Genomic DNA, 11,860 nt, shown 5'->3' with positions numbered 1-11,860 from the left:
GGCGTGCGCCTTGATCAATCAGGCACCGCCACATCGCCGTCCGAACAACACGAAGCGGTAGCCTCATGAATAGGACGGGCTAACTCCGACTCCTGGCCGGCCAGTTAGGAAGCGCAAGGGTGATGATCAGCTTCTCGATCAAGCTAAGGCTCATCTGGCTTCAATCGAGGAGAGGGTGCCGAAATCTTCCGAGCGCACCAAGCAACGCAGAATTATCGCTGGCCTCGAGCGCAAGATGAACGATCTGAGACCAGCGATACTCGAAGCAGTCGCGTCGCATCTTCCTGCCGAATTCTCTCGAGCGAAGCTCAGCTATTCAGGGCGGCGATCGAATGTGATCCAACCACACGCAGAGCCTTCGAAATTCGACGAGAGGGTGCGCGACCGCTTACTTACTTGGCTCGAAAAGAACGGATCCGATCGGAATTGCTTGATCATAAGCAAGGGGAGCGTTCGGCTCGGAGACAAAGTGCCGAAATCGATCGATACAATGTTGTCGAAGCATTGGAGCAGCGGTCCGATCTTAAAGTATCTGGAGATGGAGCGCGATCGTCGTCTTGCCCTCTCCGCAGCCGCGAAGATGAAATATCCCGTCCTGAAGAGGGGATTGGAAAGCTCGCTGGCATCCGTGGGCCTCTTACAAAGTGTCGGCAGCTTAAACGAGATCGGAGTTTTTCAGACTTCGCCGACGCCATCGGACTCGACGACGTCTTCCAATTTGCGACCGCCTCGTCGGCTTGTTGAAACAATCAAGTTAAACGGGAGAATTTCGGACGATCATCGGTCACCGAGGCAAATCCAGAACGGGGTTGCAGCCGATCGGACTCGAGCGGAGTCAGCTGACGACCTCGTCACACCACCTGACTCGGATAATCGTCGGGCAGAATGGCGTGAAGGAGATAGAAAACGAACTGGGGGAGGGAAGAAGCGTTCGGAACAGCTGTATCGCCCGGTCAAGAGCGCAGAAATCGATGCCGCCAACTATCGAGACGACGTGCCTTCATTTGCGCACTTCACAGGACCGGCGTCGACGGGTTTCGAGCCAAAGGAGATCGACGAGTATTTGCGGTTCGAAAGCGCTGACGGACCGCTATACGCCAAGGCCCCAGATCAATCACCATCCTTTCTCGATCGCGGCAATCGCATCGATCTTATTGCTTTGGACGATGAAGAGGCAATTTTTGCGGCGTTCAAGTTTGCTTCGGTCAAGTTCGATTACAAGATCGCGATCCAGGGCAGTGAAGAGTTCCGCGAGCGCGCATTCGAAGTAGCGCAATCCAAGGGGCTTGGCGGTTTCTTGATCGATGTGGACTTCGTTGCACGGCGCGCCGAGATTGAGAGGGTGCGTCACGCTGCATCAGTGAGGTCGAGCGTATCCCCTCACGATGAGGCCGCGACGCAATTTTCCGATCGAAACTCTCTTGAGGCGCGATCCTTCGACAAACGAGGGCCGTCCCCGTCATCAAAAGGCTGGGCGGCTACCGATCACCGGGCTGATCCTGAACGTAAGAAGTTGATCGAGGGTTTTGTTAAGCGTCTAGGCAACGAGGTGCACCTACCTTTGATACCGCAGCGGAGCGAGGATCGTGAGGGCCATACCGTTCTTACCTTCAGTCTCGACTTAGTTCGCTACGATGAAGGGGATCCGAGCCTGCCTTTTTTGGTCGACGTCTCGAGGTTCGACGACGACCCAGCAATCCAGGAGTGTTTTTTGCGCAACCACCGGAATGCTGTCGAATTAGCGGAAAAGCTGCTCCGCACAGAAGCCACGAAGGATCGGGAGCGGGTTCGGCGCCGCAATTTCGATCGCATAGGGGAGCGCGAACCTAAGCTCGCGATAGCGCTTCTTCTGGCGCGAGATACGGAAGCCGTTACCGAAATGCTCGATCGGCTCGAACGGGAGTGGATGAGGCTTGATCGTGCTGAGACGAAGCGACTTGATACAGACAAATCCAAACGATTGGGAAAGCAGCGCGCGGGGACATCAGCCTCCGAAGTGACCGAAAGATCATTCAACGTCGCCCCGCTGACGGACACGGAGCGCTCGCCGAGTGCACCGAACACTGACCCTCCGGAACTGATTGCCGCGAAGGGACCTAGGAGTGCTGAAGACCCGCCACCAAAGCAAAAAGATTATCGTCAACGGTGAGGGATGAAATGAAGTCGCAATAGCGGTCGCAAAAGCCGCCTGATCTTCTCGGAAAGGCCGTCGTTCATGTGTAGATGAAGTGGTTGATCGCAGCAAGCGCGCGGAGAAGCGAGCGAGGCGGACGCACAATCGATCAAGCCACTCGAATGCGGGGTTGATGCGACAAGGACATTATCGAGGGCGGTGGACACGCTCAACTTCTGTCTGACCTGGTATCGGGCCTTTCGCGATACTTGAGAACCTAAGGTGTCGGCGACGCCATGGGGACACCTTTTGTCCAAACATATCGCCCTGCACTAGGGCCCTTCGATAAACACAATCCATAGACTGTGCAGCGATCGGAGATCGGTTGTGAGTTCACTGCTTCTGCTCGCATTTCTCGCATCCGGGGCGAAACGGGGGCACGCGAGCGAAGCTTCTCGCGGGAGGGTGGCAAGATCAATCGCAACAGCCGACTCTAATAGAGAAATTTTTTCGATTTGCATACGAGCCGGGCGAATCGAATTCTCTAAAGTTAGGGTTTGTCAATCTATGATTTAACCACTGCAATCAATAAAATATTCTTTTGAAAATAAGGGTTCGATTTGTGAGGGAAGCTAATCGGCAGGATGAAAATAAAGATCGATGCTTCCGCTGGATCGTCCGATCCAGCGTCTTTTAAAAGGAAGTGTCGATGAACCTCCACGAAGCAAAAGAATACAATCCGGCCCTGCGTCTGCTGGCGCTGCCGCTGGTCGCCATGGCCTGGGCAGGTCCGATCCGGACCGTCAAATCCACCTACCTCCCGCCGGACGCTATCGCGTTCGGTAACTGCAAGCTCGTTTGCGCCGTCACGCAAGCGGATGAACCTGTGTTCGCGAATTTCGCGAATGCGGCCGATGAACTGGCGAGCGATATCATTCTCATCCGCGCGGGCCTGTCCCCGGAACAGGACAATCCGGTCACGGTCGCCATCGCCCTGCGAACGCCGGTGGAATTGCTCGTCATGCGCTCCTGCTATTTCGTCGAGCGCGAGAATGCTGACCTGTGGGTCTGCGCTGATAATTCCGACGGTCCGGCCATGCAGCTTACCAATCGCGGGTTGGAGCTCCATTTCCGGCGGCCGTTCTCTGAAGAAGAACGAGCCGACGGCGCCTGCCGAGCCGCAGCCCAGATTGTCCGCCTGGCGCGGGGTATGGTCTGATGGCACAACGGTCGAAGAAAGATCCAAATCCGAAGTCGGTAACCGATCCCGAACGGCCAGAGAGCTGGCTTTTTCTGCTTAGCGAGGGCGATGTGACCTTTGGTGTCCTGCGCGCGAGCTATAAGGACCGCAGCAACTCGGCCCTCGAATTCGGCATGCGGAAATTGCAGCCCGTTCCTCCATCGGAATTTGACCCTGATGCTATCACGGCAGAAAGAGCAGATGTAATCCTGCCGCGTGAGGCCGAGGACCAGTTCACAAGCCCTATCGCGTTCCTTAGAGCCTGCGACGAAATGAAGGTCGATCCCGGCATCATCGTCTATTTGACGGTCCCGACACCTGATGCCGACCGTTTGCACCAGGCGTGGGAAACGGGACGCGGATTCGCAAAAATTCTCGCCGAAGAGCGCGGAATAGCGACCCTGCTCATTCAACACGTGCCGGGTCGAGTGTCATGCGCCAATGATCCGCACCTGCATCTGCTGATCTGTCCTCGCACGTCGTCGAAACTCGGCCTTCGATATGGTGGCCTGGATCGCGAGCTCCTCCATGATTCCGGGGCTCGTATTCTCTCCGACCGATGGGAAGAATTCGTCGACGCTGAGCGCTGAATATGTGCCGGGGGGCACCCTGTCAGATGCCCCCCGGCCTATCGCCTTTACGCCCGATCCATCCAAAAGCCTGGCACGGCAGCAGCAAACTTTTCTTTCTGCTCTTTGGTCGCGCCGAAAATGACCACCATGAGCGAGAACGGCGTCGGCTGAGTATTGCCGCGCAAGTCGAGAAATCGCAGCCGCCCTTGCAAGAAGTAGATATCGGCATCGGCGCGCAGCGTCTCGTGAAACCACGTCGAGTCCGTCCTAGCAGGAACCAAACATGCTATGGTTGCGACATTGCCAAGCCGCCATTGTTCATGCGCCCGCCGCAACCAATTGAGTTGGTCGGAGAAAGGCGGGTTTACGTAGACGAATTTGCCGGACCAGGCATCTCGCAATCCGTCGTCTCCGTTTGCGAGGATATATTTTTTTGACGCAGCGACGGGACTGGATGGGTGCGCGCAGGGATCCAGGTCGATCTTTCCGAAGGAGGCGTAAATCGATTCCATGAAGTCCGGTGGTGTGAAGCGGCTGTCGCGGTCATCCTTGTCTCCTTGCCCCCAATAGGCGCGCTCAGGAGCTCGACGTTTGGCCTTCGGCGCCAACGCATTCAAGATCTTCAAAATACTGGCAACCGATCCGCCTCCCAGTTCGACTGATCGGATGGTCGTAGGGGAAAGCCCGGTCCGCTTGGTCAAAGCTCCAATGGTCATGCTCTGCTTCAAGCGCCGAGTGCGCAATTGTTCAGCAAGCGATTTTCCTGGACCAATTCCGGTGAGCCTGAAATCCAAAGCCCGCATCACAGCTTCCAATGTCGAAACTGATCCGATGCCCCGCTCGAGACGGAAAATCGCCTGCGCGCTTTCACCAGACCGCTCCCCGAGTGTGCGTTGCGACCAGCCTTTTTCCTTCCGTGCTGCACGCAGATCATCAATCAGAATGTGATGTCTCCAGATATCAGATACTGGTGATATAACGATAGATTGCCGGAGCGCTAGTTTCGCGAATACCGATGCGCTTCAAATGCGCGCTTGAAAAGTTCGAGATGATAAGGCTTGCTCGGACGGTCGCCTCCAGAAGTCCGCTGCGTGAGATAAAGGAGCCGAACGAAGATTGGGCGCAGAAACAGCGCGCGTATGTGCTCGTGAGGTCAAAGCGCAGGCGAGCACGATCAGGCCGCTATGACATTTCAAATCTTCGAAAATTGGCTGATCGCAGTCTCTGGCTGCAGAAGCCGTCAATAACTTACCCAACGTGATCGAGACCAACACGAGGGAGGAAAATTGGGCAGCGAATGCTGATGATAATCAGTTGAAAAATTCCGTCAAGTAAAAAGTAAAGTAAATGCGCTGTTTATCTTAATTTACTCTCGCACGGTTCGATGAGCGTTGACATAAGAATGCGGGACTTGCGCTGATTTCGCCCTTGCGGCTGCTCGCTTAGCGAGTGCGATCTCGTAGGAACGAGATCGGGGGAGGCGCGCGGTGCGAGCCGACCGCTGGCGCCGAAAGATTGAGGGGGTTCGGGTGAGGAATGGTCCTCGAATGAAATGAGAAGGTAAAACAATGACGCAGGCCACCGCAATCGAACTCGATCTCCAAGTGAAGCGCGCGATCGAATTCAACGCAGGAATGATGGGATCGATGCTCGATGCGATCGGATACCCTTCGCTTTTGGCGCCACATACAAGCGATTATCGGGTGACCGTCGCCTTTCCTGGCGCGGCCATGATCGAGGTCGACCTGCTCGTTCGATGGGATGTCGCGCAAACGGTTAGATTGCCCCTCACGGCTTGCATCGAAGAGATCGAAGCCAACTTGGCCGTGGTGCGCAACAGGCTCGAGCAAGTTCTGGCAAATCTCGACGAACTCGTTGAGCGCCGTGAAATGATCAGAACCGAGGCCAGCAAACAGATGTCCTTGGCTCGAAGCCAGGGTGTCGGATTTCGTGTTACCTCGGTGGAGCTCGCGTGGATCGATGCCGAACGGTCAGATCGGATGGGAGAAATGGACCTTTTCTACGAAGCTGCCGCCTGCAACATGCTTCGATCGTTCCGGGAAAGACTTTCGATCTCGTCCGTCGCAGAAACGCGCGACGAACTGAAAGCACTGATCGCTGAGCTTCGTCCAGCAGCCGACAGGGCGAACTTGGCCGGAGCTAAGGGCGCGGTGGGGTTCATCGAAGCTGACAGCCTCGAGCAGCTTCGAGGCCTATCAGGAAACCTGCAGGCTGACCTGGTTCAGATCGCGCGATCTCTGAAAACTCGCCTCTGGTCCGAAAACCGGGTTTGTAAAGCGTTCGAATGGGAGAACGGCGTTGTGTATTCTGAAGAGAATCGCCCTGACAACCGGCGAATAGACTCGAGCCGCCCGTCCGGATTGACTGCCGATGCTTCCCCCAATCGCGAACGCTTGGTCGCGTTCACCGCTGATGGTCAGCTGCTCAGTTGACTGCCTTGCTCCCGCCGAGGACGTTCGGCGGGAGCGCAACAAAAATGACTGTCATAAACGACAGCTTAGCGCCCCAATACCAGTCACTAGGGTTCGTGGACAAACCTTGCATACCAGCAATCTGTCGGTAAGTGCGGAGAGTGATCAATTAACTTTCGTGGAGATAATCGGGTGCGTGCAACCTATTTCCTCATAGCGTCCTCTATATTGTTGGCAGCCTGTGGGCAATCAACGGATTCAACGGCATCGCGAAATGGCACGGAGCAAGTTCAGAGCCAATCGGTGCCCACTGCGAGCGAGAACGATGGGAATTGGTCCTTACTTAGCGAGTATGTCGGTCAGCATCCCGTGGATAGCAGGCTCTATGACGAAAGCCCGATAGCGCCCGAGCTCAGGAACCTTCTCGACGACAAGCTGAACGTGCTGATGCAGAACAGCGAGACAGCCGCTCCCTTGCAACGCGATGGCGAAGTTTTCTTCACGTCGGGCAACAAGGATAATGAGGGGGGTAGCGACGCATTCTATCTGCTTGTCGATCCGTCAGCCAAGGCAGTCGAGGTCGGCCTTTGGGAAAACGGAGAGTTGACCGTTTATAAAACCCCAGGTTCCGACATTCTGAAACCAACGGATATCCAGACGACAATATCGAACGCGGAGATGTAAACGTCGCTGTGGCCCGGCAGGGACGGCCAGCAATCCTTGACGCGTTACCGATCCACTGATTCAAGGCTGGCTTTTGGAGGCGGCCTCGGGCGAACGGATTGGCGTTACGGACGAAGAATGGGAAGTGATCGGGCCGCTGCTGCCGCCTGAGCGTGGTCGCGGATGCCGCCCGGCGCAGGATAATCGTCCCTATTTCGAAGGCATGATGTGGATCGCGCGGACCGGCGCGCAGTGGCGACACCTGCCAGACGAGTATGGTAAGTGGAACAGCGTGTTCCGGCGCTATCGACGATGGGTCACGACCGGCGTGTTCGATTCCATGCTCGAGACGCTGGCCGAATTGGCGGGGCGGCATACAGCCGCCGACATGATCGACAGCACAGTGGTCCGGGCACATCATTGTGCTGTCGGTAAAAAAGGGGACTCAGCAAACCGAGGCACTTGGCCGATCGCGAGGCGGCTTCACCACCAAGCTCCACGCAAGGTGCGATGCCAGAGGTCTCCTGCTCGGCTTCGTGCTGACACCCGGACAGGCCCACGATGTGCAGGGCTTCGCTCCGTTGTTCCGCATGATAACCGACCGGATCGAGACCTTCCTGGCCGACCGAGGCTACGATGCCGATGCAATCCGCGAGGAGATCGGAGCAGCAGGCGTCGAGGCGGTGATCCCAGCCAAGGTCAACCGGCGCAATCCTGCCCCGCACGACCGCGCCAAATACAAGTGGCGCAACCTGATCGAGCGCCTGTTCAACAAACTCAAGAACTGGCGCCGCATCGCCACCCGCTACGATAAAACCAAAGAATCTTACCTCGGCTTCGTCGCTCTCGCATCAGTCAAACTATGGATACCCTTTGTCCACGAAGCCTAGTGGCAGATTCTCGGTCGCCCGTTAGCGGACATTTTCCGCGCCGCGACACAATACCATTAAATCAGTTCGACAATCGGAAGGTATTTGAATCGTGTGTCGTCTGCATGCCTCGGCATGTTTCGCACTGATCCGCTAAGTTTCGTGAAGGCCATGCCGAGCTTAGCGTGCGGTTCCGTGCCGCTCTTACCGTGGCGCGTCGTTCAGATCAGATTGGTTTCATGGAAGCAGCTACCGAGCGGGGTGAAGCGTCCCGGGTTTTCCGGAGGCTCCTATTTGTGAGAAGGAGCCACTATGAATGCTACAAGGAACAAGTTTTCGCCTGAGTTTCGCGACCGCGCGGTACGGATGGTGGAGGAGCACCGGGGAGATTATCCGTCGGAGTGGGCGGCAATGACTTCGATTGCCGGGAAGGTCGGCTGCACGACAGAGACGTTACGCCGCTGGTGCCGCGAGGAGGCGAGCCGACGAGCGGGGCCAGCGGCGCAGGCCGCCAGTGACCGGGACCGGGTCAAAGCCTTGGAGCGAGAGGTGAAGGAGCTTCGCCGGGCCAACGAGATCCTGCGCAAGGCCTCTGCATATTTTGCTCAGGCGGAGCTCGACCGCCACGGCAAATGGTGATGTCGTTCATCGACACGCACCGCGAGGAACTGGGTATCGAGCCGATCTGCCGCGAACTGGTGATCGCCCCGTCCTCCTATCACGAGCATGCTGCCCGGCTTGCAGATCCCGCCAGGCGTTCGGCCCGTGCCCGGCTCGATGATGAGATCAAGGAAGAGATCAGGCGTGTCCATGAGAACAGCTTTGGCCTCTACGGTTCCCGCAAGGTCTGGCACCAGTTACGCCGCGAGGGCATCGCTGTAGCCAAGTGCACCGTGGAACGGTTGATGCGCACCATGGGGCTGGCAGGCATGCGGCGGGGCAAGACAACGGTCACGACCGTCAGCAACCCGCTGACGCCATGCCCGCTCGACAAGGTCAATCGCGAGTTCCGCGTCAGCCGGCCCAATGCTCTGTGGGTGGTCGACTTCACCTACGTGCATACATAGGCGGGGTTCGTCTACGTCGCCTTCGTGATCGATGCCTACGCCCGCAGGATCGTGGGCTGGAAGGTCAGCACCACCGCGACGGCGAACTTCGTTCTGGATGCTCTGGAGCAGGCGATCCATGCGCGCAGGCCTGGCCCTGATGACGGCCTGATCCATCACAGCGACAGGGGCGTGCAATATCTGGCCATGAACTACACCCATCGCCTGGCAAAGGCCAACCTCGTTCCGTCGGTGGGCAGCGTCGGCGACAGCTACGACAACGCCTTGGCCGAGACGATCAACGGCCTTTACAAGGCCGAGGTCATCTGGCGGCAGCGATCGTGGCCAAGCGTATCAGCCGTGGAGATAGCAACCCTGCGCTGGGTCGACTGGTTCAACAATCACCGCCTGTTCGGTCACATCGGGCACATCCCGCCCGCCGAGGCCGAAGCCAATTACTATGCAGCCAAAGAGAACCTCGTTATGGTCGCATGACTCGAATGAAACTGCCTCCGGAAAACCCGGGACGCTTCAGGGTCCGCATGTTCTCAATGATCGTGCCCACCGTGGGGCTCAATTGATGGTCGCAGCAAGCCCCGAAATAGGTGCGACGCCTCTGCAGCTTGTGATGGGTAATGCCCTCGGTGTCTTTCGACCTCCAATCAAAGACGGTGCGGCCAAAGCCAAGGGGATAATCGGGTCTGAAATGGCTGACTAGGGTCCGGACTCATTAGAGCCACCATGTGACGAATGCTGCGATGGCGATGGTGGCCATGAAGGTCTTGATGTTGCGGTCGAAGCGAGTGGCGACGCGGCGCCAGTCCTTGAAGCGGCAGAACATGCGCTCGACGACATTGTGCTGACGGTAGATTTGCCGATCGTGCTCGATGTGCACTTTGCGGTTGGACCTGGCGGGGATGACCGGAGTGGTTCCGTGCTCGATAAGCCAAGAGCGCAAGGCGTTGCTGTCATAGCCCTTGTCGGCGACCAGATAGCGGGATGGCGGTACGGCATTGATCGTCTGGATAGCGACCTTGGCATCGTGCGCGTTGCCCGGCGTCAGCAGGAGGACGTGCGGGCGGCCCTTCTCGTCGCAGACGGCATGGAGCTTGGTGTTGCGTCCGCCTTTGGTGATGCCGATACCATGAGCCAAGGCCCCCCTTTTGCGCCGCCGGCAGTGCGGTGAACCTTGATGCAGCTGCTGTCGATGAAGAGCCCTTCAGGGACGCCATCGACCCCGGCGAGCTGGGCGAAGATCCGTTCCCACACGCCGCGTTCGGCCCAGCGCCGGAAGCGGTTGTAGAGCGTCTTCTTCGGACCGTAGACATGTTCCGGGCAATCGCCCCAGCGACCACCGCTCTTCAGAGCCTGGACAATCCCGGAAAGCACGCGCCGGTCATCGACCCTTGGCATCCCACGCGTATCGTTCGGCAAGAGCGGCTCGATCCGCGCCCACTGATCATCCGAAAACCAGACGAAATCCGCCATTCACCAAGCCTCCTTGCTGGAGGCACGTGAATCACTTTGCAGCGCCGGTGTGAATCCCGTTTATGGGTCCGGACCCTAATGTCTTTTGCGTACCAGAATTTCGCGACCACACGCTAAGCGACCCTTTAACGATAATCGCGTACATTGCTGTCGGTTTGAATTTGACACTCAGCACAGTCGTTTAATAACCTTCGACGTCAAACGCGCCAGCGGGGGGGGGGCAGGGTCGCACATTACTTCCCGCATTATTTGTTTCTTCTCGTCGTCAAACGGCGCATTTGCGTCTAATCCAGGGGGACTTCCATGACGATTTCACTGAAAAAGAACGAGGCTGTGAGCCTTTCGAAGAGCGCGCCGAACGGCCTGACCAGCATCACGTTGGGCGTGGGCTGGGACGCTGCCAAGGCCAAGGGTTTCCTCGGCGCAGTCTTTGGCGGCGGCGGCGATATTGATCTCGACGCTTCGGCACTGATGTTCACGACCGGTCGGCAGGTCGTCGACAGCGTCTGGTTCGGCGCCCTGACCAGCAAGGACGGCTCGGTTCGCCACAGCGGCGACAACCTGACCGGTGATGGCGATGGTGACGATGAATCGATCGCCATCGATTTGATGCGCCTGCCGCCGAACATCGAGACCATCGTGCTGACCGTCAATTCGTTCCGTGGCCAGACGTTCGACAAGGTCGATAATGCATTCGGGCGCGTCGTCGACAATCGCACGGGCCGTGAACTTGCGCGCTTCGACATCTCCGACAGCGGCCCGCACACCGGGATCATCCTTGCCAGCCTGACCCGCGCCGGTGGCGACTGGACCTTCAAGGCGCTGGGCGAACGCGCCGGCGGCCGCACGGTCCATGATCTGGTGAGCCCGTCGGCCGCCCTCATCTGACCTAAAGGGGCGGCTCCCATCAAGGCTGCTCAATTCTGTTTCTTGCTCAGAACTGGAGTTCCCGATGCAAATGCAAAAGGGTGAAAAGCGCGGACTGGCCGATTTCGGCATCAGCTCGTGCTGCACTGTCAAAGTCGATTTCGGCCTCGATGGGGTCGATATCGCAGCCTTCGGTCTCGATAGCGCCAAGAAGATTGGCGACGACCGCTATGTCGTTCTCTTTTCGAACCCGAAAACGCCGGAAGGCGCGATCGAGATGATGTCCACCTCGGACAATGCGGTTTTCAATCTCGATCTCGACAGGCTGCCGAGCTCGATCGACCGCATCGTCTTCACCGCGACACATGACAATCAGCCGATTTCGCGCGCGCGCCCACTCATCGTCACCGTCGACGGCAACAAGGCAAGCTTCGACGTTGCATCGAGCCTCAGCAATGAGAAGGCCGTGATGATGATCGAGATCTACCGCCATTCGAGCGGTTGGAAAATCGGGACCATCGCTGCAGGCTTCGCAGGCGGACTTGCAGCACTCATTACCCATTTCGGCGG

General features: G+C 57.6%; 9 protein-coding genes, 2 pseudogenes and 1 other annotated feature. Of the genes and pseudogenes, 9 read left to right on the top strand and 2 right to left on the bottom strand.

The genetic code is table 11. The annotated features are described in order from the left end of the window. Positions 1-175 precede the first annotated feature (175 nt). From K4G67_RS17210 to K4G67_RS17200, 3 genes are all read left to right on the top strand, one after another. Positions 176-2,149 carry an LPD7 domain-containing protein gene (locus K4G67_RS17210; RefSeq protein WP_239807471.1) on the top strand — a complete coding sequence of 658 codons (1,974 nt, stop codon included), beginning with the start codon at positions 176-178 and terminating at the stop codon, positions 2,147-2,149. A 673-nt stretch (positions 2,150-2,822) separates the two neighbouring features. Further along, positions 2,823-3,332 carry a hypothetical protein gene (locus K4G67_RS17205; RefSeq protein ID WP_239807470.1) on the top strand — a complete coding sequence of 170 codons (510 nt, stop codon included), beginning with the start codon at positions 2,823-2,825 and terminating at the stop codon, positions 3,330-3,332. Next, entirely contained in the window at positions 3,332-3,943 is a 612-nt protein-coding gene (locus K4G67_RS17200; RefSeq protein WP_239807469.1) for a hypothetical protein, read from the top strand. The genes K4G67_RS17205 and K4G67_RS17200 overlap by 1 nt, the downstream gene beginning before the upstream one ends. A 47-nt stretch (positions 3,944-3,990) precedes the next feature. Here the strand turns inward: K4G67_RS17200 and K4G67_RS17195 are convergent, their stop codons facing one another. Next, a complete protein-coding gene (locus K4G67_RS17195; protein ID WP_275588950.1) occupies positions 3,991-4,854 on the bottom strand; it encodes a DNA N-6-adenine-methyltransferase in 864 nt (287 codons plus the stop codon). 639 nt (positions 4,855-5,493) lie between these two features. On the opposite strand from K4G67_RS17195, the gene K4G67_RS17190 reads away from it, so the two are divergent. From K4G67_RS17190 to K4G67_RS17175, 4 genes and pseudogenes are all read left to right on the top strand, one after another. Next, the gene (locus K4G67_RS17190) at positions 5,494-6,378 is read left to right on the top strand and encodes a hypothetical protein (protein WP_239807468.1); all 885 of its coding nucleotides are present in this window, start codon (positions 5,494-5,496) and stop codon (positions 6,376-6,378) included. 348 nt (positions 6,379-6,726) lie between these two features. Further along, positions 6,727-7,041, top strand: a complete 315-nt coding sequence (locus K4G67_RS17185) for a hypothetical protein (RefSeq protein WP_224801168.1) — start codon at positions 6,727-6,729, stop codon at positions 7,039-7,041. 124 nt (positions 7,042-7,165) lie between these two features. Then, positions 7,166-7,910, top strand: a pseudogene (locus K4G67_RS17180) (IS5 family transposase). Between the two features lie 291 nt (positions 7,911-8,201). Further along, positions 8,202-9,430: pseudogene (locus K4G67_RS17175) on the top strand (IS3 family transposase). Next, positions 8,483-8,597, top strand: a sequence feature (AL1L pseudoknot). Its footprint overlaps the pseudogene before it by 115 nt. Before the next feature lie 235 nt (positions 9,431-9,665). On the opposite strand, the gene K4G67_RS17170 reads toward K4G67_RS17175, so the two are convergent. Beyond that, positions 9,666-10,423 (bottom strand): IS5 family transposase gene (locus K4G67_RS17170; protein WP_239807466.1). Its coding sequence is split into 2 segments (ribosomal slippage): positions 9,666-10,085 and positions 10,088-10,423, totalling 756 coding nucleotides; the frame shifts between segments, so codons are not numbered across the junction. 303 nt (positions 10,424-10,726) lie between these two features. Between K4G67_RS17170 and K4G67_RS17165 the strand changes: the two genes are divergently transcribed. Next, positions 10,727-11,311, top strand: coding sequence for a TerD family protein (locus tag K4G67_RS17165; protein ID WP_239807465.1), 585 nt, complete (start codon positions 10,727-10,729; stop codon positions 11,309-11,311). 64 nt (positions 11,312-11,375) lie between these two features. Continuing rightward, the coding region (locus tag K4G67_RS17160; protein ID WP_239807464.1) for a TerD family protein at positions 11,376-11,860 on the top strand (485 nt) is incomplete at its 3' end.

The sequence above is a fragment of the Croceicoccus hydrothermalis genome (assembly GCF_022378335.1).
Taxonomy (GTDB): Bacteria; Pseudomonadota; Alphaproteobacteria; order Sphingomonadales; family Sphingomonadaceae; genus Croceicoccus; species Croceicoccus hydrothermalis.
This window is presented reverse-complemented; position numbering and strand designations above follow the sequence as displayed.

Bases quoted from the DNA above. Each gene is read 5' to 3' on its own strand.
- K4G67_RS17165 (WP_239807465.1), top strand. From the start codon at position 10,727: ATGACGATTTCACTGAAAAAGAACGAGGCTGTGAGCCTTTCGAAGAGC.
- K4G67_RS17190 (WP_239807468.1), top strand. From the start codon at position 5,494: ATGACGCAGGCCACCGCAATCGAACTCGATCTCCAAGTGAAGCGCGCG.
- K4G67_RS17200 (WP_239807469.1), top strand. From the start codon at position 3,332: ATGGCACAACGGTCGAAGAAAGATCCAAATCCGAAGTCGGTAACCGAT.
- K4G67_RS17205 (WP_239807470.1), top strand. From the start codon at position 2,823: ATGAACCTCCACGAAGCAAAAGAATACAATCCGGCCCTGCGTCTGCTG.